This is a genomic window from Bacillus sp. CCNWLW194, assembly GCF_037120585.1.
Classification (GTDB): Bacteria; Bacillota; Bacilli; order Bacillales; family Bacillaceae_G; genus Bacillus_A; species Bacillus_A basilensis.
On the sequence record NZ_JBBBBL010000017.1, the window covers coordinates 87,891 to 111,566 of the forward strand.

Below are 23,676 nucleotides of genomic sequence, written 5' to 3' on the forward strand. Positions count from 1 at the left end.
CCATCTATCTTTTTTGTGTGATTAGAACATATTGTTTTGTTGAAAAATGTATGTCTTACCTATCACAAAAAGGTTTGTTTTGTATACATTAAGATGTATGGATGTATTTTTATAATTTAAAAATAATAGGAGGAGAAGTGTATGTGTCTGTTCGGTAAGTATTGGAAAAGGTTATCGAGATTGTTTAATAGGCAATTAGATTATTTTTTAGATAATAAGTTATTGCCTGCTGTGGAAAGACTTTTATTTTCACAAAACTTCGCGAGATTTATTCAAAGAAACTCTAAGCAAGCTACGGAAGAATTTATTGAATCAAGTAGATTTCAATCTATTATTTGCAACATATTAAAAGAATGTAATACATCGCCTTTTAAAGAAATTGCAGAGCAGTATTTGGGTAAAAACGTAGAAATTACAGTGACAGTTGGACAGTTAACCGGTGTTATTGTAGCAGTTGGTGATGATTTCTTAATACTACAAGAAGGAATAGGGACAGAAGTTTTATTACCGTTTGCAAGTATTGTATCAATTAAAGAAGCGTAAGAAAGGAGACTTATATATGTTATTTACTGATGAATTGCGTAACCATGTTGGCGAGCTGGTGCAAGTGGTGACTGCTGTTGAAATCGTTGCAGGGGTGCTTTTATCTGTGACAGATGGAGCAGTAAGCGTTCGTACTTCTCCTTCCTATGGACCACCGGAAGATGTAATTGTACGTATTCCTGTTATTGCCTATGTTCGCTTGGAAGGGTAAGAGTGATAAAAGTATGAAAGTATCAGTTGTTATTCCAGTGCATAATGAAGCAAGTACCTTATCAAAGGTTTTAGCAGAAGTAAAAAAGTTAGAACCATATGAAATTATCATAGTAGATAATGGGTCGACCGATGGGACAAAAGAAATAGCATTACAACATCATTGCCGTGTGGTGTATTATAATCATTCTCTTGGTAATGATGTGGGACGGGCAATTGGCGCTAGAGAAGCAAAAGGTGAAATTGTCTTATTTTTAGACGGTGATATCGTCATGAAAAGTGAAGAATTATACGCTTTTATTAAAGGAATACAGCAAGGACATCAAATTGTTTTGAATAACTTAACATGGTCTGTTTATTTAAAAATGCGACCACATTATACGACGGTTGGAAAATATATGTTAAATCGTTATTTGAACAAGAAAGAATTTGTTGTAGGGTCTTTAATTGCAATACCACATGCAATCAGTCGTGAAGTGATTGAAAAACTGGGGTGGTGGAATTTAGCAGATCCAGCATTATTTCAAGCGATGGCGATGTCTAGAGGAGTAGATATTTCAGATATGGCTTCAGTTGATGTAATATACACAAATAAAGTTCGTCCTGTTCATACGGGCACATCACCTGATTCTCCTTATCCGAAAGCGACTAGTCGTATTATGGGGGATCATTTACGTGCTTTGCAATATATAACCGAAACATATGGTAAACGCGGTGGTTTTTCGGAGGGAAATAGAGATAGAGAGTTTATAGGGCAATATAAACCAGCTGTATTAAAGAAGGAAAAAGCGAAATATAGTGCGATTATACCAGTGTCAGAAGAAAAAATGACTATAAGATCTGTTATACAAGAAGTAAAAAAAGCAGGAGTAGATGAAATTATTATTGTTGCGAATGGAGCAGATATGGAGACTATTAAACAAGTAGAGCTAGAGAATGTTATTGTTGTTGAAGTTACGAAGGCGCTTGGACACAATGTAGCACGAGCGATAGGTGCCATGCATGCTACAGCAGAGATTTGTTTATTCGTTGATGGAGATTTTGCTATTCCGGCAAAAAAACTAGTTCCATTTTTGCGTGCTATTGAAGATGGAAGTGATATGGCATTAAATGATTTGCAGTGTTTATTAGATATATTTCATCCAGCAGATCCAATTAGTATGGGAAAATACTTTGTGAATTTGGTAGCGAAACGACCAGATTTATGGAATAACTCACTAACAGCAGTACCACATGCCATCCATAAGAAGGTAATAGAGAAAATAGGATATGACTCTCTTATCATTCCGCCATTAGCACAAATGAAAGCTATTTTAGAAGGATTCTCTATTACAACCGTTGAGTTTGTAGATGTTATAAAAACAAATCGAGTACGTCCAGAGCAACATGAATTTGTAAATGGGCGCATTTCAGCATTTGACCGTATTTTCGGTGACCAACTTGAGGCGATTGCGTATTTATTACAATATACAGACGAACGCGGAGGTTTTACAGATGGAGATAGAGATAGAGAAATAATTCAACAATTGAGAAGGGAAGAAGAGAATACAAATGAATACTAGTCGTAAAGTAGCTATCATTGGATTAGGGTATGTTGGTCTTCCTTTAGCGGTCCATCTTGCAGAAAGGGGCCATACTGTACTTGGATTAGATAAAGATACTAGAAAAATAGAATCAATTATAAAAGGAGAAAGTTATATTCCGGATGTTTCTTCTAAAGAGTTACAAAGTTTATTGACGAAAAAAAAATTAATAGTAAATACACCGGATCAAGGTATTGCTGATTTTCAAAATAGTGATTATGTTATTGTCACTGTCCCGACTCCAATTAATGAACAAAGAGAACCAGACTTAAGTGCTCTCATTTCAGCTTCACATTATATACAACAAAACCTTCAAAAAGGACAAACCTTCATTTTTGAAAGCTCCACATATCCAGGTACACTCGAGGAAGTTATCATTCCTATTATTTCTCAAACAGGTAAAAAGGCAGGAGAAGATTTCTATATCGGATATTCCCCTGAGAGAATTGATCCAGCAAATAGTCAATATTCAGTTCAATCTATTCCAAAAGTTATTAGTGGACAAACAGAAAAGTGTAAACAAAAAGTACAGGCTTTGTATAGCACTATTTTTGATGTAGTTGTTCCAGTTAGTTCACCGAAAGTAGCGGAGATGTGTAAGCTATTCGAAAACATTCAGCGCCTAGTTAATATTTCATTAGTCAATGAACTAAACACATTATGTGAAAGTTTAGGAATTGATTTTTATGAGGCACTTGAAGCGGCATCTACAAAACCATTTGGATTTACTCCATATTGGCCAGGTCCAGGGATAGGAGGACACTGTATTCCAGTAGACCCTTTATATTTTCAATGGAGAATAAAAAAGAATGGTGCAATGAGTCAATTAATTGAAGCAGCGCATGTAATTAATGAAGAAATGCCAGAGAGAATGGTCAAGAAAGTAAAAGATGTGGTGCAACCACCTACAACGGTTTTAATTGTAGGGATTGCATATAAGAAAGATGTAAATGACTTAAGAGAATCACCAGCGTTGCCAATTATTGAATTGTTAATAAAAGAAGGATACGAGATAGAATATCACGATCCATATATATCTTCGGCAAAACTTGGAGATAAGGTGTACCAATCTGTTTCTTTGAATGAACAAGCCGTTAACCAAGCGGGTTGTATTTTAATTTTAACGGATCATTCTAATATCGATTGGAAGCTTTTTAAAGGAATAAAGCGAGTAGTAGATACGCGTGGGATTGTAAAGAAGGTGAGTAAATGAGTAAGAAATGTTTAATTACAGGGGGAGCAGGATTTATTGGATCCCATTTAGGTGAAGAGTTGGTGAGAAGAGGTTATAATGTCACGATTGTGGATAACTTCTATAAAGGGAAAAATAAATATCATGATGAGTTAATGAAAGAAATTCGGGTTATTCCAATAAGTGTCTTAGACAAAAATTCTATTTATGAACTAGTAAACCAACATGATGTCGTGTTTCATTTAGCAGCAATTTTAGGTGTGAAAACGACAATGGAAAAGAGTATAGAGCTCGTTGAAACGAATTTTGATGGAACGAGAAACATTTTACAAGCAGCGCTAAAAGGAAAGAAGAAAGTAGTCTTTGCTTCTACTTCAGAAGTATATGGTAAGGCAAAGCCACCCTTTTCTGAAGAGGGGGATCGATTATACGGGGCAACTTCTAAAATACGTTGGAGTTATGCAGTGTGTAAAACATTAGAAGAAACATTATGTTTAGGATACGCATTAGAAGGTTTACCTGTAACGATTGTTCGTTATTTTAATATTTATGGTCCAAGAGCGAAAGATGGTCCATATGCAGGGGTAATCCCGCGATTTATTAGTGCGGCCCTGCAAGGTGAAGACATTCTCGTATATGGAGATGGAAAGCAGACACGTTGCTTTACGTATGTAAGTGATGCGGTAGAGGCAACGATTCGAGCTATGGATGAAAAGGTAAATGGTGAGATTATTAATATAGGTTCTGAGAATGAAAAAAGTATAAAAGAAGTAGCAGAGGTCATTAAAAAATTAACGGATTCTTCTTCAAAGATTGTACAAGTACCTTTTGAAGAAGTATATCCACATGGTTTTGAAGAAATTCCAAATAGAAGACCAGACGTAACAAAATTAAAAGAGCTTGTTCAATTTCAGGCGAAAGTAACGTGGGAAAACGGATTGAAGGAAACAATTAAGTGGTTTCGTGAAGAAGACAATGGCTAAGTCATTATCTGTTATTATTCCTGCATGTAATGAAATCGATACGATTTCAGACGTTATTCAATCGGTAAAAGGATTAAATCCATTAGAGATTATTGTAGTAGCAAATGGTTGTACTGATGGTACAGAAACAGTTGCTGAGCATTTAGGATGTAAAGTACTGCGGTATACAGAGAAGCTTGGAAATGATGTTGGACGTGCAGCTGGTGTCAAAGAAGCTATAGGTGATGTACTACTATTTATAGATGGTGATTTTGCTATTCAAACTTCAAAATTACAGTTATTTCTTAATCCGATTTTATACAATCAGGCAGATGTAGTTTTAAATAATTTGGACGCAGTATTTTTAAAAAGGCAAAAACCTAATTCTATTACAGTATGGCGCCAAATATTAAATGCAATATTAGAGCGCGAAGAATTAAAAGTTGATTCTTTATTAGCTGTACCGCATGCGTTAACGAAAGAAGTTGTACAAAGCATTGGATATGAATGTTTTGTTAATCCTATTGTAGCTCATTTACGCCTAGTACAAAGCGAATGGAGAATTAGTCGTCATTGCGCAATTGATGTTATTACGCCGAATAAATTCCGGCCGACCGAGCATGCTGCATACGGCACAAGCCTTTCTCAATCCGAAAAACGAATGATAGGTGATCATATAGAAGCTGTAGCAGAGCAAATAGTAGACAGCGATGGGCGCGGAGGATATCATGATGGAAATAGGAAAAGAGAAAGTGTTTATCATACTTTAGATTTTGAAGATTTTTATCAAGGGTGGGGCGTTACATCTAAGTTGTATAAAGAAAAGCAATTATCGGTCATTATTCCTGTACAAGATGAAGAGAAAACAATTGGAAACGTTATAGAAGAGCTTCGCAAAATTGAACCTTTTGAAATCATCGTTGTTGTAAATGGTTCGTCTGATAAGACTGCAACGATTGCAAAAGACAAGGGAGCAACGACAATTGTATATAAAGAAGCGCTCGGAAATGATGTGGGGCGCTCACTTGGAACGTATTTTGCAAAAGGAGAAATTGTGTTATTTATAGACGGCGATTTTGTTATTCCAGCGAATGAGCTATATCCTTTTGCCAAAGCTATTGCAGATGGAATGGATGTCGCATTAAATGATCTAAATCATTATTTAGATTTAAGAGTACCGCTTCATCTTGTAACTGCATTTAAATACGCATTAAATTTAGCTTGTGATAGAAAAGATTTAGGCGTAGGCTCTCTTATTGCTGTGCCTAATGCGTTTAGCCAGAAATGTTTGAAAGGAATTGGGTATCGGTCTTTACTGGCACCGTGTGTAGCCCAAGTGAAAGCTATTCTTTCAGGATTTGAAGTTGCATGTGTAAGTCGTGTTGAGGTCGATAAGATGAACCGTATTCGTCCCAGTGAACATTTTGCAAAAATAGGTCATCCGCCAGCTGTACTCCGAATTATTGGTGATCATATAGAAGGGTTAGAGCAATTAATTGTATTAACAGGCAGTCGTGGGGGATTCCATGATGGAAATAGAAAAAGGGATATTTTATAGGTAACAAAAAAAGTGTACAACATATGTACACTTTTTTGCTCTGTTATAAAAACTATAACAGATTAGGAGATAAGAGTATTACAGCTCTACAATGGGTATTGTTCTTATATTACAAAATAGGACTCGTATATAAGAATACCAAAAAAATACAATTAAGGAAAGGGTTAATTTTAAAGACTTTCAAATGAAGTTAACACTATACATATAGTAGTTTGCTCAATATTTCACAAACATGTCACAACTATTTCGTTCACTTTCACCAAAAAGTAGTATTCTAAGTGTGTAAGCTGTTATATAAAAAATCTTAGTCCTGTACTAATCAAAAATGGAGGAGATTAGGATGACTCAAGTATTAGAAAATGTTAAAAACGCATGGGAAAACTTTAAAGGTGAAAAATGGAAAGCAGAGATTGATGTTCGCGATTTCATTTTAAATAATGTAAACGTTTTCGAAGGAGATGAATCTTTCTTAGCGGGGGCAACTGAAGCAACGAAACAACTTTGGGATCAAGTAATGGATTTAACAACAAAAGAACGTGAAAACGGTGGCGTTCTTGATATGGATACAAAAATTGTTTCTTCTATCACATCACATGAACCAGGATATTTAAATAAAGATATTGAAAAAGTAGTCGGTTTCCAAACTGAAAAACCATTTAAACGTTCTTTACAACCATATGGTGGTATTCGTATGGCGGAACAAGCTTGTGAATCTTATGGATACGAAATGGATAAAGAACTTAGTCGTATTTTTAGAGATTGGAGAAAAACTCATAACCAAGGTGTATTCGATGCATACACACCAGAAATGAGAAATGCACGTAAATCAGGCGTTATTACTGGTCTTCCAGATGCATACGGACGTGGACGTATTATCGGTGACTACCGCCGCGTAGCGTTATATGGTATTGATCATTTAATTGAAGCGAAAAAAGCTGATTTAGATTTAACTGGCGGTGTAATGAGCGAAGATACAATGCGTTTACGTGAAGAGTTATCTGAGCAAATGCGTGCACTTCAAGAATTAAAACAAATGGCTGCTTCTCATGGCTTTGATATTTCTAAGCCAGCAACAACTGCACAAGAAGCATTTCAATGGTTATACTTCGCATATCTTGCAGCAATTAAAGAGCAAAACGGAGCTGCAATGAGTCTTGGACGTACTTCTACATTCTTAGATATTTATATTGAAAGAGATTTAGCAAATGGTACTTTAACAGAAGAAGACGTACAAGAAATTGTGGATCACTTCATTATGAAATTACGTCTTGTGAAATTTGCAAGAACACCTGATTATAATGAATTATTCTCTGGTGACCCAACTTGGGTAACAGAGTCTATCGGTGGTATGGCATTAGATGGTCGTCCATTAGTAACAAAGAACTCATTCCGTTTCTTGCATACATTAGATAATTTAGGACCAGCTCCAGAACCAAACTTAACAGTTCTTTGGTCTAAACAATTACCACAGAACTTTAAAAACTACTGTGCGAAAATGTCTATTAAAACATCAGCAATTCAATATGAAAATGATGATATTATGCGTGCTGACTACGGCGATGATTACGGAATTGCTTGTTGTGTATCTGCAATGAGAATCGGTAAACAAATGCAGTTCTTCGGCGCACGTGCAAACTTAGCAAAAGCATTATTATATGCGATTAACGGCGGTAAAGATGAAAAATCTAAAGCACAAGTTGGTCCTGAGTACGCACCGATTACTTCTGAAGTATTAGATTATGAAGAAGTTATGCATAAGTTTGATATGACAATGGAATGGTTAGCGGGTCTATATTTAAACACATTAAATGTTATTCACTACATGCACGATAAATATAGCTATGAGCGTATTGAAATGGCACTTCATGATACAAATGTTCTGCGTACAATGGCAACAGGTATCGCGGGTCTATCTGTAGTAGCAGACTCTTTAAGTGCAATTAAACACGCAAAAGTAAAACCAATTCGTGATGAAAATGGAATTGCAGTTGACTTTGAAATCGAAGGAGATTTCCCTAAATACGGTAACAATGATGACCGTGTAGATGAAATCGCTGTAAATCTGGTGAAAACATTTATGAATAAACTTCGTAAACATAAAACATATAGAAATTCTGTTCATACAATGTCAATCTTAACAATCACATCTAACGTTGTATATGGTAAGAAAACTGGTAACACTCCAGATGGTCGCCGTACTGGAGAACCATTTGCACCAGGTGCGAATCCTATGCATGGACGTGATACAAAAGGTGCATTAGCTTCATTATTATCTGTAGCTAAATTACCATATGAAGATGCACAAGATGGTATTTCTAATACATTCTCTATTATTCCAAAAGCACTTGGTAAAGAAGATGATGTACAAGTACGTAACTTAGTATCAATGCTTGATGGTTATGCAGTAAAAGAAGGTCATCACTTAAATATTAACGTATTTAACCGTGAAACATTAATGGATGCAATGGAACACCCTGAGAAATATCCACAATTAACAATTCGCGTATCTGGTTACGCTGTAAACTTTATTAAATTAACTCGTGAACAACAAATTGATGTAATTAACCGTACAATGCATGAAAGCATGTAAGTGAAAAAGTGTCCCTCTGCATTTTATAAATAGCAGAGGGAGGCTGTTTCAATAAAGGAGGAAGTAAAATGGTAAAAGGAAGAATTCATTCTGTAGAGTCTTGTGGTACTGTTGATGGCCCAGGAATTCGTTATGTCATATTTACACAAGGGTGTTTATTACGTTGTCAATATTGTCATAATGCTGATACGTGGGAGATCGGTAAAGGAAAAGAAATAACAGTCGAAGAAGTAATGCAGGATGTGACATGTTACCTTCCTTTTATTGAAGCTTCCGGAGGCGGTATAACAGTTAGTGGTGGGGAACCATTATTACAGCTAGATTTCTTAATTGAGTTATTTAAGAAATGTAAAGAAGTTGGAATTCATACAACAATTGATTCTTCGGGTGGTTGTTATTCTGAAGAACCAGAATTCCAAAATAAGCTAGATATTTTAATGAATTACACAGATTTAGTTTTATTGGATTTGAAACATATTGATTCAAAGAAACATCGTAAATTAACAGGAAAACCAAATGAACATATTTTACAATTTGCTCGTTATTTATCAGATAAAAATAAACCGATTTGGGTACGACACGTATTAGTTCCTGGTATTACTGATAATGAAGAGGATCTACAAAAATTATCTAGCTTTATTCAAAGCCTGTCTAATGTTCAGAAAGTTGAAGTGCTACCCTACCATAAGCTTGGTGTATATAAATGGGAAGCACTTGGGCATAAGTATCCACTCGCGAATGTAGAACCGCCTACTGAAAAAAATGTAGAACAAGCAAGACATATTTTACAAGCAGTCTAATCCAAATATTGGATTAGGCTTTTTGCTTTCTTGACAATAAACCCTAGAGTATATATATAGAAAAGAGTATACTGAAAATAGAATATCCATATTTTTGTAAGGAATAAGTGGAGAAATTTACATAATTGTAAAGGGAAATCAAAATAGTAAAAAGAATTAAGAAGTAAAAGAGTGAGTATCATGGAATAGAGAACATTTGTAAGTTATTGCGAAAGCTCTTATAGGAAAGTATAATGTAAAGATATGAGCACAGATAGGATTAAGGGGTCAATCTTATATGCTTTGCATATCCACGACAGGTACATAGCTGAAAGAGAAGTATTAGAATCTGTTTATGTAATTTTTAAGGAAAATGTTTTTCCTATTGTCGTATATGCAATATGGAGAAACAATAAGCTAGGAGTGGATTTGTTTGATAAAAAACCCCAAGGTTTTAATATTAACTGCACATTACGGTAATGGTCATGTGCAAGTAGCGAAAACATTAGAACAAACATTTCGCCAAAAAGGAATTAAAGATGTAATTGTATGCGATCTGTTCGGAGAATCACATCCAGTTATAACCGATATTACAAAATATTTATATTTAAAAAGTTATACAATAGGAAAAGAATTATACCGCTTGTTTTATTATGGCGTAGAAAAAATTTATGATAAAAAAATAGCATCTTGGTATGCGAATTTTGGAAGAAAACGTTTGAAATTACTTTTACAAGCAGAGAAACCGGATATTGTTATTAATACCTTTCCAATCATAGCTGTACCAGAGTTAAAAAAGCAAACAGGTATTTCAATCCCTGTTTATAACGTATTAACGGATTTTTGTGTGCACAAAATATGGATTCATCGGGAAGTAGATCGTTATTTTGTAGCAACTGATCACGTGAAAAAAGTTATGATTGATATTGGTGTGCCTGCGGAGCAAATTGTTGAAACCGGAATTCCGATTCGTAGTAGTTTTGAGCTAAAGATCAATCCAGACATTATATATAATAAATATCAGTTATGTAAGAATAAAAAGATTTTACTAATTGTAGCAGGTGCTCATGGGGTATTAGGAAGTGTAAAAGAACTATGCCAATCATTTATGTCAGTACCTGATTTACAAGTAGTTGTCGTTTGTGGGAAAAATGAAGCGTTAAAACAGGATTTATTAGGGTTACAGGAAAAAAATTCTGATGCATTAAAAGTATTTGGTTATGTTGAAAATATTGATGAACTATTCCGTGTTACTTCTTGTATGATTACAAAGCCAGGCGGTATTACGTTAAGCGAAGCGGCAGCATTGCAAGTACCTGTCATTTTATATAAGCCTGTTCCAGGACAAGAAAATGAAAATGCGATGTACTTTGAAAGAAAAGGAGCTGCAGTTGTCATTCGTGATGATAGTGAGGTTTTTGCAAAAACAGAGGCGTTATTACAAGATGATATGAAGCTTCTTCAAATGAAAGAAGCGATGAAAAGCATTTATCGTCCAGAGCCAGCGGGTCATATTGTGGATACAATTTTGGCAGAAAATCATGTAGAACCGAATCATATACCTATTAAATCACCTGCTCTTGCACAATTATTTACTTAATATGAAACCCTCTTTTATATGTTTAAAGAGGGTTCTTTATTGTTTTATAAGATAAATTAGTAACTTATCCACATGAAGATTGCGCTTTCATTAAACAGTAAAGTCGAAATATTAACAACTATATCCACATTGTCCACAATTTTTAGAAAAATATCCACAATTCTAACATTTACTATGCGTTACAGCATATAAATTTGTGAAGGGTTTATAGAATTTATTCACAATTCTATAAATTATGTGGATAACGTTATCCACATAAAAAAGGTTCCTTATTTATAAGGAACCTTTTTGTCTATTCTATCACGTAGAAAAAATATGTAATGAGAATGAATAATTAGGGGGGAAACTTCTAATTATTCATTCTCACTTTAAATACTTTTCGAGCGATAACCCGCTGCGCGATCTGCTTTGCGAAATTCTCGTTGGTAGAGAACTTCTTGTGTACTAGATAATGTGTTTTTTGCTTTGTCACGTTTCTTTTTATCCATTACAAATCACCTCGTGTCCTAAAGTCACTATCTATCGTTTCCAAAGACATGGAGTGATATACGTATATTGCAAAATGTTAATGATTAATTATTTTTTCTAAAAATTTAGATTATGCTTCTTTTAATTGGTGAGCATCTTGGAACGTTGTATCTCGCATTGTAGCAAGTGTATATTGATCTTTTGGAATTTCATATAAGTTATATACTTCTTCATTTGCGTTAATTTCATCATAAACGGCTTTTCTTGTTTCGTTTGCTAGATTTACATATTGTAGTTTTTCGGCAGCTTTAATAGAACGAATATTTATTTTACGAATACGCATAAAGATTGTTTCAATATCTAATTCATAGAAAAGTTCGCTGAAAAATGAATCTTTCGCCAACTTATTATAGCCTTTTCCATGATAAGGTTTGCCAAGCCATGTTCCGAGAAATCCGGCTTTTTCTTGCACATCAAATAAAGTAATTGTTCCGATAGGGTTACCCCATTCATCTAAAATTGTGCGTGAAATTAATTCCCCACGCTCTTCAGCTTCAATCGTTTGTTTTGTTAGAAATAAATATTCCTCATAAGAATAAGCCTTTTGACGCACAAAAGGGAAGACAGCTGGATCCACCATTAACTCGTATAGAACGTGGCTGTCGTGTAAGTCGCGTTTTTTCAACACACTAACTCCTCCTCACACGAGGGTAGCATGACGAAAAAACACCCCACCCTCGAAATTTTTATATCAATCTTTAAAAAATTTCGGGGTGGGAATCGAACCCACTAGAACCAGTTTCTAACGCTGGTGGCGCACCATTTGCCTTCCCCATTCATCAATTTGAAAATGATAATCACGACACAAATTGATTATGGTTTCATTCAGTTTATAATCGTATAATACTTTATCTAGTCAAAAAAATAAACTAGTTTTTTTTATTTTTTTTGTAAATTATTTTTCCATCAATCATGGTTAGTACAGGCTTGGCTAAATAATGGAAAGGATGATGAGTCCATAACACGAGATCAGCGTCTTTTCCAACCTCAATGCTTCCAATTCTATCCTCTAAACGTAAATTTCGTGCTGGAAATATAGTGATTCCTTCTAGTGCAGTTTTTTCGTCTAATCCTTCCCTTACTGCGACAGCAGCACAAACATTTAAATATTGAATTGGTGTATAAGGGTGATCCGTTGTTATAGAAACTTCCACTCCATTTTTCGATAATATATGGTAAGTATCCCATGTTTTGTTTTTAAGTTCGATTTTAGAACGACGTGTAAGAGTGGGGCCAACTGAAACCTTCAAATTGTGTTTCGAAAGCTCTTCAACAATAAAATGTCCTTCTGTACAATGTTCAAGACGTAAATCGAGATTGAACTCTTTTGCAAAGCGTAGAGCAGAACTAATATCATCTGCTCGGTGAGCGTGGATACGTACGGGTATTTCGCGGCGTAATGCTTTTAAAATAGGAAGCATTCGAAAATCAGCTTCATGCCCATAGTGCTGTGCTTCATAAAATGATTCCCGAAGTAATCCCATAATTCCCATACGTGTAATAGACTCTTTTGTTCCATTACTATGGACCTTTTTAGGATTTTCTCCAAAGGCAATCTTTAAGCCAGCAGGTTCTTGAATAATCATATGATCAATACAAGTTCCAGCTGTTTTTATTACACAAGTAGTACCACCGATAATGTTTTGACTTCCTGGCATAACGTGAACAGTTGTAATTCCATTTTGTACAGCATCTTGAAATGCAATATCTAAAGGGTGGATTCCGTCTAAAGAACGGATATGTGGTGTTGAAACTTCAGATGTTTCATTTGCATCATTGCCAGCCCAACCAGTACCTTCATCATAGAGACCAAGATGAGTATGGACATCAATAAATCCAGGTAAGAGATGAAGAGCACGAGCGTCTATAACTGTCATATCTTGAGTAGGTTGAATGGAAGGCTTGACCTCAGCAATTCTTTCTCCTATAACGAGTACATCCCCTTGAAATTTTTGGGATGTAATAGGATAGACAATGGCTTGTTTGAGCAATATTTTCATAGATACCTCATTTCTGTTACTTTACAATGTTAATGGAATTTAAGGGAAAGTAACTGAAAGATTATTTGTGTAATAATGCTCCGGATTCTAGAAAATGAAAGTTTGGAAAGGGCCCTCTGTAACACAGTGTTTTAGAAGTACTACATTGTATGCGAAAGTATATTTTGTAATGCATGGTCTATTGCTGGAAATGTGTATTGATACCCATGTTTAATTGCTTTACTAGGTAATACATGTTGCCCTTCTAGTACAAGTATGCTCATCTCACCTAATAAAGCATGAAGCAAAAATGAAGGGACGGGTAACCAATGAGGTTTTTTCATTATAGTTGCAATGGTTTCTCCAAACTCCTTCATTCTTATAGGTTGGGGAGCTGTAATGTTAAGAGGTCCATCAATTTCTTCTTTGTGTATGATGAAATCAATCATGCGAACGACATCGTCTATATGAATCCATGATAACCATTGGTTTCCAGATCCAACTGTACCTCCGATATAGAATTGATAGGGGAGTAGCATTTTTGGAAGAGCTCCTCCGTCTGTGCCTAATACAACTCCAAGTCTTGCGTAGATTGTTCGTATTCCAAGAGAACGAGCTTTAGATGCTTCTTGTTCCCATGAATATACTGTATTTGCTAAGAAGTCATCTCCAGGAATCTCATGCTGTTCTGTAAAAGACTCAGTTTCAGACGTTCCATAGTATCCAATAGCACTTGCGTTAATAAATGTGTTTGGTTTTGTATTTAGTTTTTGTAATTGTTTAATGAGTCCTTTTGTTGTTTGGATTCTACTGTTTAAAATGGATTCCTTTTGTTTCTTTGTCCATCTACTATTAATAGACTCTCCAGCTAGATTAATAACTACATCAATAGAGGAGAGGGGGAAGGTTTGTAAATCTGGTGTCCATTGTACGTATTGAAGGTTAGGATGTGAAGTTTCAGTAGTTTTGTTTCGAGTAAGAATGTAAACATTATATCCTTTTTGAATAAAAAAAGTAGAAAGGTATGTACCGATAAAGCCGGTACCACCAGAAATTGCGATTTTCACAATTATTTCCTCCTCATTATATATATTCTTGAAAAGCAAAAACGTTCCTTGACTATGTTAAAATAATAGAGAGGTGAGAGTATGGCTGTCATTACAAAAATAGAAGTGCAAAAACGATTGAAAGAACGGTTTAATATTTATATTGATAAAGGTCAAGGTGAAGAGTACGGGTTTAGTGTGAATGAAGTAATCTTAATAAAACACGGATTACAAAAGGGCTTAGAAATTGATGAAATAGCGTTAGGAAATATTTTGTACAATGAAGAGGTACAAAAAGCATATTTACAAGCGATCTCCTATTTATCCTATCAAATGAGAACGAAACAAGAAATAGAAGATTTTTTACGAAAAAAAGAAGTGGGACAGGCCATCATCTCTGAAGTCGTTTCGAAATTATTACATGACCGATATATTAATGATAAAGAGTACGCTGTTTTATATACGAGAACGCAAAGTAATGTGAATCGAAAAGGTCCCACTGTTATTAAAAGAGAGTTGTTAAATAAAGGTGTTCAGGATCTAATTATTACGCATAGTTTACAAGAGTATCCGAAGGAAAAGCAAATTGAGAATGCTTTACTTCTTATAGAAAAGAAGAAAAGATCTTATCAAAAACATTCCTTTTTACAAATGAAGCTAAAGTTAGACGAAATGCTTGTTCGTAAAGGATATTCTAGAGATGTGATTCAAATTTGTTTGGAAGAATTGAAAGACGAAAAAGATGACGAACAGCAACAAGAAGCGTTACACTATCATGGGAATAAATATTATGAGAAATATAAGAAGTATGATGGCTGGACATTTGAAAATAAGATGAAACAAGCGTTATATCGCAAAGGATTCTCTATCGATGAGATAGAGATATTTTTGCAAATGAAACGCGAAGAGGGATGAGGGGAATAAGATGAATATGCCAAAGCGCTACAGTGAAATGACACCACATGAGCTAAGAGAAGAAATTGGGGGTTTGAAAGAGCAAGCAATAAAGGCAGAGCAGCTTGGTATTGTAAATGAGTTCGATGTATTAATGAGAAAGATGGCAATGGCTCGTGCTTATATGACTGATATAAACAAATTTCATATTGGTGAGACATATGAATTGGTAGAAGAACCTGGTATATTATTTGAAATTACGTATTTCAACGGGGTATTTGCTTGGGGACATAAGCAAAATGATAATGAAGAAATTGGAATACCAATTTCTTTATTGCAAGAAAAATAAAAACCAGAGAGCGAATATCTCTCTGGTTTTCATCTTTGGTAGGCGTTACAGGAGATAGGAGATTCTAAAATTGGCGTTTTTTACATTCATTCGCCAATATAATGAGAGACTGGGTTTGTTGCGTCTGTCCGTTAACTTGCGCTTTTGCATGTTTCGGACGAGTCCACGTATGGTTAAATAATTCAGAACGACTATCTAAGCGATCACGGTAGCTCATCTTTATCACCTCGTGTAGGAAGTTAATTTACTTTAATTTGTATTATTCTTCCTGCTGATTTGCAGCACGCATACGTTCTTGTGGGTGCGTGTTAATTGTGCCGTTAGGTCGTTTCGAAGCGAAGCGTGATTTCGCTTTCGGTTGACCGTCGATTTTGCTGTTGTTTTTTGATTCAGACCAAAATTCGGCTTGTTTACCCATTGCGAACGCCCTCCTCATCATCAGTTGATACCTCTTTAAGAAGTATCAATTATAGAATGTGCAAAATTGAAGAAACTATCCTTTAGAAATGAAGGGATAAAAAGGTAAAAGGAGACTAGAACATGAATGATATTTATGAAGCATTAACAAAAGAACTATTAGACAAAAATGACAAGCTTTCTTACGCACAAGCTCGTGCGTGGGTTGAATTACTGTGGGAAGATTTTCAAACAACTTATGCAAAATCAGGTCGTTATCAAGGAGAAGAAATGACTGAACAAGTTGTAAGAACATGGATTAATAATCATGGAGCGCGTCTTCATGAAATGCGTACAAATAATCCGAAATATAGCCATTTAATCAATCAAGAAGATCATTTGAAACATTAAAAAAAGCGACTTAAGTCGCTTTTTTTAATGTGGAAGTAATTCCAGTTTTTTTCGGAGTTTTTCTTCACTAAAAATCCATCCTGTATAGGAACTAATAATATTTAAATTGTGATCGAGTTGAACGATTGCAACGAATGGATAATAATCTTTACTGCGATATCGCAAATCAATGAATCGAACTTCGTAATAATGATCATAATCGAAAATGTCCCAGCGATACACAGGGGAGAAAGATAGAAATGCTGAGATGTTTTCGTCTTGTTTAGCAGCGCGCATAATAGCATTATCTGGGAACGGTACCCGATCGAACTTATCATATACCATAATATTACCACGATGCCATCTAGCCACGTAGTAATAATCAGTTGTAACGATTGCTAAATGGTAATGATAAAATCGATAAGAAGGAGAAATGATTATCTTCTCAACGTTATTGAAACGTTTATATACGACGCTACGTATATTTCTGTGCATCATAATCCGCCCGATATAGTAAACAATCATCAATATATACGCTGCTAAGGCAGTATACCCTTTATGGGAACCGACGAGCATACAAGCAATCGCAAGTATATGGATAAAGAAAATGACGGTATCAAATGTATTAATGATGCCGAGCGCTACCCATTTTTTTGTGAAGGGCCGTAATGCTTGTGTACCGTAGGCATTGAAAATATCTACAAAGACATGAAGAAAGACGGCAATAAATGACCAAAGTAGTAGATGCAAATATGGAGCGTCTGAAAAGAAGGCGAAAGAGATACCACTTATAAGGAATGACCAAAGAATTACTGCAGGAATGGAATGAGTAATCCCGCGATGATTTCTTATATATTTAGCGTTATTACGCAATTTTAAAACTGTATCGATGTCAGGAATATTGGAACCGGCAATTGTAGCAAGCATAACTGCTTGTGGCCCAATATCACTTTGAGCTATGGCTGGATCTAACGTGGCCAAACTGCCTAGAGTAACGCCCATAACAAGGTGAGTGGCTGTGTCCATAGAAATCCACCTCCGTTTTTTATTAATGTAACTCTTTTTATTCGATACCTCAAGTCCTTTGCCTTCTATTTCCTATGTCATCTTACTTAAATTTTTTCCTAAAATCTTTATAATAGTACTTATATGCAAAAAAATGAGGAGGATCAAGTTTGACACTTGAAATATTAAATAACTTTAACATAGAGCAGTTTCAAAATGATTTAATTGGTTGGTTTGAAAAAGAGCAACGCGACTTACCGTGGCGTAAAAATAAAGATCCATACCGTGTTTGGGTTTCGGAAATTATGTTGCAGCAAACAAGGGTAGAAGCTGTAAAACCATATTACGCGAATTTTATGGGGAAGTTTCCTACTCTAGAAGCTTTGGCAAATGCTGATGATGAAGAAGTATTAAAAGCATGGGAAGGTTTAGGGTATTATTCTAGAGCGCGAAATTTACATGCGGCTGTAAAAGAAGTAAAAGAAGCATATGGCGGGATAGTACCGAGTGATGTAAAGAAAATTGAAAAATTAAAAGGAGTCGGACCATATACAAAAGGTGCTATTTTAAGTATCGCATATGGTATACCAGAGCCGGCAGTTGATGGAAATGTTATGCGTGTATTATCTCGCATTTTATCAGTATGGGATGACATTGCAAAACCGAAAACCAGAAAAGTGTTCGAAGAGATTGTACGTGAAATTATTTCGGCTGAAAATCCATCTTATTTTAATCAAGGCTTGATGGAATTAGGTGCACTGATTTGTATTCCGAAAAATCCAGCATGCTTACTTTGTCCGGTACGTGAGCATTGCAGAGGATATGCTGAAGGCGTTCAAAAGGAATTGCCAGTAAAAAGTAAAGCGAAGGCTCCTACAATGGTACCGATTGTTGCAGGAGTACTTCAAACGGAAGATGGTCGTTACGTCATTAATAAACGTCCAAGTACCGGTTTGTTAGCTAATATGTGGGAGTTTCCGAATATTGAACTTGGCGAAGGGATTCGAAGTCAGAAAGAGCAGCTTACAGATTATATGAAAGAAAAATTTGAGCTTTCGATTTCTATTGAAGAATACGCAATGAATGTACAACATACGTTTACACATCGCACCTGGGATATATTCGTATTTTACGGAAAAGTAACTGGTGATATTGTTGAAACAGATACATTAAAATTTGTATCGAAAGAAGCATTTGAGCAGTTACCTTTCTCGAAATCACATCGTACGATTTATGAGAGTTGTGTTGAGAAAATTACAATGCAATAAACAAAAAAGTGTTCCCTAGATTGGGAACACTTTTTTAATCGTAAGAAATTTTTGTCCCATGAGTCCAACTAGCATCACCTTCTTGTAAGCCACCCCTTGATTCGATTTCTATTACAATTTCTTTATAAATACTTTGCCCTTCCGCATTTAAATAGGGCAAAATCTGTTGTAATGAATGATGAAAATAAGCTAATTCATCTTCTTTCCATTCGTTTTTTGAAACCATCGTTAGTTCAGTCATATCGCGTCCTATATACATATTTCCACCTCCATTTTCTATAGTTTGAATGAGTAACAAGAGATATATGCGGAATTTTTTTAAAAGAAAATTACGGATAGCTTCTAGTTGAATTGGTTACATTATTGATTGTGGAGGTGAGAAAGATGAGTAAAAAACAACAAGGTTATAACAAGGCAACTTCTGGTGCTAGCATTCAAAGTACAAATGCTAGTTATGGTACAGAGTTTGCGACTGAAACAAATGTACAAGCAGTAAAACAAGCAAACGCACAATCAGAAGCAAAGAAAGCACAAGCTTCTGGTGCACAAAGTGCAAACGCTAGTTATGGTACAGAATTTGCAACTGAAACAGACGTGCATGCCGTGAAAAAACAAAATGCACAATCAGCTGCAAAACAATCACAATCTTCTAGTTCAAATCAGTAATGAAAGAAAAACACTTCTCTAATTCGAGAGAAGTGTTTTCTTTGTGCTTAGGTCATTGTAATGAATAGAAAGTGAACGACATAACTTCTAATAAGTCAACAAATGTAGTCAAAGGAGAAGGAAGTAAAAGATTAGAAATATGTAATGAGGAATAATAACTGATAAATAAGTCTAAAAGGGGGTAAGTAATGAACGATTTTGATAAGTTGGTAGGAGAGCAATTGGAAACGATGGATGAGTTGTTAAAGTTACAAGCTCATCTAGAGAAGTATCAGCAAATTGAAATGAGTGAAAAGGATACGTGCGATAAAAAGGAATTACATTTTATCCGCCAAGAAATATATAGAACAGAAGTAGCACTTAAGCTATTACATGAGAAATTTGAAGAGCAAACAAATAGTGTGATTCAATCTTTTGAAACTGAAAAAATGATTTCAAATTTAGGATAAGATATACCGTTGCCTTCAGATGAAAGGTCCTTCTTTACATGGAAATAAGGAAGGGCTTTTTTTATTCTCATTTCCTCGTTTGGCTCCATTTCCTAAGAAGGTTAAGGATATGGTATTCAGTGTGAAAAATAGAGTCTTGTCGCTTTAGTTTTAAAATTTCGACAAAAAAGTTATAATAGAAAAAAAGTGGATGCAGTTCAAAGGGCATTTGCAGTTGAAAGAAGGGAGCATATATGGGATTTCCCAAAGAAGGAGAAAAAGTACAAATACATAGTTATAAACATAATGGCTCCATTCATAGAATGTGGGAAGAGACAACAATTTTAAAAGGGACACAGAGTCTTGTGATCGGAGCAAATGATCGTACAATAGTGACGGAATCAGATGGCCGAACATGGATTACTCGTGAACCAGCAATTTGTTATTTTCATGCAAACTATTGGTTTAATGTGATTGGAATGTTAAGGGAAGAGGGAGTATATTATTATTGTAATTTAAGCTCACCTTTTGCATATGATTCCGAAGCATTGAAGTACATTGATTATGATTTAGATATTAAAGTGTATCCAGATATGACATATACGCTTTTAGATGAAGATGAGTATGAAAAGCATAGCCAAATTATGCAGTATCCACCTGTTATTGATACTATTTTAAAACGAAATGTAGCACAATTAACACAATGGATTCATCAGAGAAAAGGGCCATTCGCGCCTGATTTCGTAGATATGTGGTATGAAAGATATTTAATGTACAGAAATTAAAACAAACCTGCAGGGGATTTCCCGGCAGGTTTGTCCTATTAGAGGGGGGATTATGTGCAAGGTATAAAAAGATATTTGCAATTTGTTAAACCATATCGATGGCTTATTGCTATTACAATTATTATTGGCCTAGTAAAGTTTGGTATCCCGCTTATTATGCCGTGGTTATTAAAATATATTATCGATGATGTAATTCAAGGCGCGGGCTCACTTCAAGATAAAACGTCCCAACTAGTAACAGCGATTGGGATTGCTTTTTTTATTTTTGCAGTATTAAGACCGCCGATTGAATATTATCGTCAATATTTCGCGCAGCGTATCGCAAATACAATACTGTATGATTTGCGGAAGCATATTTTTAGTCATTTGCAAAAGTTGAGTTTACGCTATTATTCGAATACAAAAACGGGGGAGATTATTTCACGTGTCATCCATGATGTAGAACAAACGAAGGACTTTGTAATTACTGGTTTGATGAATGTTTGGTTAGATACGGCAACAATTGCTATCGCTATTATTGTTATGTTTTCTATGAATGTAAAATTGACATTTGTTGCGCTATTAATTTTACCTATTTATGTATTGGCAGTGAAATATTTTTTCGGGCGTCTTCGTAAATTGACGAAGGAGCGTTCACAAGCATTAGCAACGATGCAAGGGTATTTACATGAACGTATTCAAGGGATGCAAGTGACACGTAGCTTTGCGTTAGAAGAGTATGAGGGGAAGCAGTTTGAAAAAAGAAATAATGAATTTTTGACGAAAGCATTAACTCATACGAGTTGGACGGCGAGAACATTTTCGGCAGTAAATACGTTAACAGATTTAGGCCCGTTACTTGTAATTGGCTTTGCAGCATATGAAGTGATTCAGGGGCAGTTAACATTAGGGACTATGGTTGCCTTTGTCGGATATATGGATAGTTTATATAGTCCACTTCGTCGCCTTGTTAATTCATCTACAACATTAACGCAGTCTTTCGCATCGATGGATCGAGTGTTTGAATTGTTAGATGAAAAATATGATATTGTCAATGTGCCAAGTGCGGTACAAACGAAAAAATTAAGTGGTGAAGTGATATTTGATAATGTATCTTTTCGTTACAATTCGGATGAAAAGGAGATATTACATAACCTTTCGTTAACTATGGTGCCAGGAGAGAAGGTAGCACTTGTAGGAGCGAGTGGAGGAGGAAAGTCATCTCTTGCTAGTTTAATCCCTCGTTTCTATGATGTTTCTTCAGGTGCAGTTTATGTAGATGGGATAGATGTCAGGAAGTATGATATGAGAAATTTACGTAGTCATATTGGAATTGTGCTGCAAGATAATTTGTTATTTAGCGGTACAATCGGGGCAAATATTTTATATGGAAATCCGAAAGCTTCAGAGGAAGAAGTGATTTCAGCTGCTAAAGCTGCGCAAATTCACGATTTTATTATAGAGTTACCTGATGGTTACGATACTGTAGTTGGGGAACGTGGTGTGAAGTTATCTGGTGGACAAAGGCAACGTGTAGCGATTGCACGAGTGTTTCTAAAGAATCCATCGTTACTTATATTAGATGAGGCAACGTCTGCTTTAGATTTAGAAAATGAACGATATATTCAACAGGCGCTTCAGACGTTAGCTGCTGATCGGACGACGATTATAATCGCGCACCGATTGGCGACGATCACGCATGTGGATACGATTATTTACATTGAAGATGGTGAAATTAAAGAGACAGGTTCTCATGAAGAATTAATGAAAAAAAGAGGGTTTTATTACAATTTATATCAACTTCAACATATAACAGAAACAGCTCCTTTAGCGTAAAAGGAGCTGTTTTTTATTCGTCTTCTTTTTTATCGTCGATTTTGAGTTCTGCTTCTGGTTTATGGTATGTGTAGAAGCTATCCACAAGTAAATCTAAATGCTCTACTTCTTCACTATAGTTAATAATGGCAGAAATAAGAGGGAAGAGATGTAGCCATGTTTTATACGCTTCTTCATCGTCTTTGTTTTGATAATCCATAAAGATATCAATTAATTCTTGTTTACCTGTTTCAACTTCATCCAGCATTTCAACAGATTGTTGTTTTTTTGCTTTACCAATAAATTTTAATAAAACTTGTTCATGATAATGCGTTAATGAATCAAGTTCGTTTTGGATAGATTCCTGAAATTCTTCTGGCATATAGCGCAGTTCGTTTTCAGTACGATGTAATGATTTTAACGTACTTAAAGCACGGCTTGTCGTCGCTAACATTTGTCTGAATAAAACGAGCTTACGAATTTTTGCGAACTGTACTTTTTTCGTGTAGCTTCTTTCTTCTTTATACAGCAAATAGTAATGGTTTAGTTTGATCATTTTTTCTTTCATACGATCAATATCAGTTTTTAGCGTTGTAAAATCAGAAGCTTGCCTGCTATTCATTCGAATCCATTTTACAATTTCTTCTGTATTATCAACGATACGATGATATAGTTTTGTTTCGTATTTTGGCGGCATAAACACTAAATTTACAAGTGAGGCCGCAATAATTCCAATCATAATCGTCGCAAAGCGAAGTAAGGCAAAACTAAAGAAATCTTCGCCCTGATACTCCATAATGGCGATAACTGTTACTAAAGCAATTGATATTGTGTTTTCTAATCGTAATTGTAACGTAAGCGCAATTACTAATATACATGTTAATCCAATAATAAAAGGATTATGTCCAAAAGCAGTAGCAAATACGATAGCGAATACCGCGCCAATGACGTTTGCTTGAATTTGCTCAAGAGCAGTTAAATACGAGCGGTATACAGACGGTTGAACAGCGAATATAGCTGAGATTCCTGCAAATACCGGACTCGGTAAGTGAAGTAAAATACAAGCAAATAAAGCTAATGTGATGGCAATACCCGTTTTTAAAATGCGAGCACCAAGTTTCATACCCTTAA

General features: G+C 35.3%; 26 protein-coding genes and 1 pseudogene. 18 read left to right on the top strand and 9 right to left on the bottom strand.

Annotated features, from left to right (window positions below):
* Positions 1-141 precede the first annotated feature (141 nt).
* The 10 genes and pseudogenes from V7S50_RS28100 to V7S50_RS28145 all read left to right on the top strand — a co-directional run bounded on the left by V7S50_RS28100 (position 142) and on the right by V7S50_RS28145 (position 11,017).
* Positions 142-543, top strand: a complete 402-nt coding sequence (locus V7S50_RS28100) for a hypothetical protein (RefSeq protein ID WP_063221676.1) — start codon at positions 142-144, stop codon at positions 541-543.
* A 16-nt stretch (positions 544-559) separates the two neighbouring features.
* A complete protein-coding gene (locus V7S50_RS28105; RefSeq protein WP_000899473.1) occupies positions 560-754 on the top strand; it encodes a hypothetical protein in 195 nt (64 codons plus the stop codon).
* Positions 735-2,315 (top strand): glycosyltransferase family 2 protein, encoded by a 1,581-nt coding sequence (locus V7S50_RS28110; RefSeq protein ID WP_242256178.1) that lies wholly within the window; start codon positions 735-737, stop codon positions 2,313-2,315. Before V7S50_RS28105 ends, V7S50_RS28110 begins: the two co-directional genes overlap by 20 nt.
* Positions 2,305-3,549: a nucleotide sugar dehydrogenase gene (locus V7S50_RS28115; RefSeq protein WP_242256176.1), complete on the top strand. Its 1,245-nt coding sequence runs from the start codon at positions 2,305-2,307 to the stop codon at positions 3,547-3,549. Before V7S50_RS28110 ends, V7S50_RS28115 begins: the two co-directional genes overlap by 11 nt.
* A complete protein-coding gene (locus tag V7S50_RS28120; RefSeq protein WP_242256175.1) occupies positions 3,546-4,511 on the top strand; it encodes an NAD-dependent epimerase/dehydratase family protein in 966 nt (321 codons plus the stop codon). Before V7S50_RS28115 ends, V7S50_RS28120 begins: the two co-directional genes overlap by 4 nt.
* Positions 4,504-6,048, top strand: coding sequence for a glycosyltransferase family 2 protein (locus V7S50_RS28125; protein WP_242256220.1), 1,545 nt, complete (start codon positions 4,504-4,506; stop codon positions 6,046-6,048). The genes V7S50_RS28120 and V7S50_RS28125 overlap by 8 nt, the downstream gene beginning before the upstream one ends.
* Positions 6,017-6,236, top strand: a pseudogene (locus tag V7S50_RS28130) (hypothetical protein). The gene V7S50_RS28125 and the pseudogene V7S50_RS28130 overlap by 32 nt, the downstream one beginning before the upstream one ends.
* A 152-nt stretch (positions 6,237-6,388) precedes the next feature.
* Positions 6,389-8,638 (top strand): formate C-acetyltransferase, encoded by a 2,250-nt coding sequence (pflB, locus tag V7S50_RS28135; protein WP_063221681.1) that lies wholly within the window; start codon positions 6,389-6,391, stop codon positions 8,636-8,638.
* 68 nt (positions 8,639-8,706) lie between these two features.
* A complete protein-coding gene (gene pflA, locus V7S50_RS28140; protein WP_242256173.1) occupies positions 8,707-9,438 on the top strand; it encodes a pyruvate formate-lyase-activating protein in 732 nt (243 codons plus the stop codon).
* Between the two features lie 412 nt (positions 9,439-9,850).
* Positions 9,851-11,017, top strand: coding sequence for a diglucosyl diacylglycerol synthase (locus V7S50_RS28145; RefSeq protein WP_060629433.1), 1,167 nt, complete (start codon positions 9,851-9,853; stop codon positions 11,015-11,017).
* Positions 11,018-11,385: 368 nt separating this feature from the next.
* Here the strand turns inward: V7S50_RS28145 and V7S50_RS28150 are convergent, their stop codons facing one another.
* The 4 genes from V7S50_RS28150 to V7S50_RS28165 form a co-directional block, all read right to left on the bottom strand.
* The gene (locus V7S50_RS28150; protein WP_000358484.1) at positions 11,386-11,505 is read right to left on the bottom strand and encodes a YfhE family protein; all 120 of its coding nucleotides are present in this window, start codon (positions 11,503-11,505) and stop codon (positions 11,386-11,388) included.
* A 110-nt stretch (positions 11,506-11,615) separates the two neighbouring features.
* Positions 11,616-12,173, bottom strand: a complete 558-nt coding sequence (locus V7S50_RS28155) for a GNAT family N-acetyltransferase (protein WP_000914737.1) — start codon at positions 12,171-12,173, stop codon at positions 11,616-11,618.
* 241 nt (positions 12,174-12,414) lie between these two features.
* On the bottom strand, positions 12,415-13,545 hold the full coding sequence (locus tag V7S50_RS28160; RefSeq protein ID WP_242256171.1) for an amidohydrolase: 1,131 nt from the start codon (positions 13,543-13,545) through the stop codon (positions 12,415-12,417).
* Between the two features lie 140 nt (positions 13,546-13,685).
* Positions 13,686-14,591 carry a TIGR01777 family oxidoreductase gene (locus V7S50_RS28165; protein ID WP_242256170.1) on the bottom strand — a complete coding sequence of 302 codons (906 nt, stop codon included), beginning with the start codon at positions 14,589-14,591 and terminating at the stop codon, positions 13,686-13,688.
* A gap of 81 nt (positions 14,592-14,672) precedes the next feature.
* Here V7S50_RS28165 and recX point away from each other — a divergent pair, with 81 nt between their 5' ends.
* A complete protein-coding gene (gene recX, locus V7S50_RS28170; protein WP_063221686.1) occupies positions 14,673-15,485 on the top strand; it encodes a recombination regulator RecX in 813 nt (270 codons plus the stop codon).
* 10 nt (positions 15,486-15,495) lie between these two features.
* Positions 15,496-15,813 (top strand): YfhH family protein, encoded by a 318-nt coding sequence (locus V7S50_RS28175; protein ID WP_242256169.1) that lies wholly within the window; start codon positions 15,496-15,498, stop codon positions 15,811-15,813.
* Between the two features lie 64 nt (positions 15,814-15,877).
* Here V7S50_RS28175 and V7S50_RS28180 read toward each other — a convergent pair whose 3' ends face one another.
* Positions 15,878-16,030, bottom strand: coding sequence for a YpzG family protein (locus V7S50_RS28180; RefSeq protein WP_000122093.1), 153 nt, complete (start codon positions 16,028-16,030; stop codon positions 15,878-15,880).
* Positions 16,031-16,072: 42 nt separating this feature from the next.
* Entirely contained in the window at positions 16,073-16,231 is a 159-nt protein-coding gene (locus tag V7S50_RS28185; protein WP_000517891.1) for a small, acid-soluble spore protein K, read from the bottom strand.
* A 122-nt stretch (positions 16,232-16,353) separates the two neighbouring features.
* Here V7S50_RS28185 and V7S50_RS28190 point away from each other — a divergent pair, with 122 nt between their 5' ends.
* Positions 16,354-16,620 (top strand): YfhJ family protein, encoded by a 267-nt coding sequence (locus V7S50_RS28190; RefSeq protein WP_063221687.1) that lies wholly within the window; start codon positions 16,354-16,356, stop codon positions 16,618-16,620.
* Between the two features lie 24 nt (positions 16,621-16,644).
* Here the strand turns inward: V7S50_RS28190 and V7S50_RS28195 are convergent, their stop codons facing one another.
* Entirely contained in the window at positions 16,645-17,625 is a 981-nt protein-coding gene (locus V7S50_RS28195) for a metal-dependent hydrolase (RefSeq protein WP_063221688.1), read from the bottom strand.
* Positions 17,626-17,774: 149 nt separating this feature from the next.
* On the opposite strand from V7S50_RS28195, the gene mutY reads away from it, so the two are divergent.
* Positions 17,775-18,872 (top strand): A/G-specific adenine glycosylase, encoded by a 1,098-nt coding sequence (gene mutY, locus V7S50_RS28200; protein ID WP_242256167.1) that lies wholly within the window; start codon positions 17,775-17,777, stop codon positions 18,870-18,872.
* A 34-nt stretch (positions 18,873-18,906) separates the two neighbouring features.
* Here mutY and V7S50_RS28205 read toward each other — a convergent pair whose 3' ends face one another.
* The gene (locus tag V7S50_RS28205; protein ID WP_000275444.1) at positions 18,907-19,131 is read right to left on the bottom strand and encodes a hypothetical protein; all 225 of its coding nucleotides are present in this window, start codon (positions 19,129-19,131) and stop codon (positions 18,907-18,909) included.
* Between the two features lie 125 nt (positions 19,132-19,256).
* Here V7S50_RS28205 and V7S50_RS28210 point away from each other — a divergent pair, with 125 nt between their 5' ends.
* The 4 genes from V7S50_RS28210 (at position 19,257) to V7S50_RS28225 (ending at position 22,566) form a co-directional block, all read left to right on the top strand.
* The gene (locus V7S50_RS28210; RefSeq protein ID WP_000039039.1) at positions 19,257-19,538 is read left to right on the top strand and encodes a gamma-type small acid-soluble spore protein; all 282 of its coding nucleotides are present in this window, start codon (positions 19,257-19,259) and stop codon (positions 19,536-19,538) included.
* Between the two features lie 188 nt (positions 19,539-19,726).
* On the top strand, positions 19,727-19,987 hold the full coding sequence (locus tag V7S50_RS28215; RefSeq protein ID WP_000997584.1) for a YgaB family protein: 261 nt from the start codon (positions 19,727-19,729) through the stop codon (positions 19,985-19,987).
* A gap of 233 nt (positions 19,988-20,220) precedes the next feature.
* Positions 20,221-20,751, top strand: coding sequence for a nucleoside tri-diphosphate phosphatase (ntdP, locus tag V7S50_RS28220; protein ID WP_063221691.1), 531 nt, complete (start codon positions 20,221-20,223; stop codon positions 20,749-20,751).
* 54 nt (positions 20,752-20,805) lie between these two features.
* Entirely contained in the window at positions 20,806-22,566 is a 1,761-nt protein-coding gene (locus V7S50_RS28225) for an ABC transporter ATP-binding protein (RefSeq protein WP_242256165.1), read from the top strand.
* Positions 22,567-22,579: 13 nt separating this feature from the next.
* Here the strand turns inward: V7S50_RS28225 and V7S50_RS28230 are convergent, their stop codons facing one another.
* Complete coding sequence (locus V7S50_RS28230) at positions 22,580-23,668, bottom strand: aromatic acid exporter family protein (RefSeq protein ID WP_063221693.1); 1,089 nt, start codon at positions 23,666-23,668, stop codon at positions 22,580-22,582.
* Between the last annotated feature and the right edge of the window lie 8 nt (positions 23,669-23,676).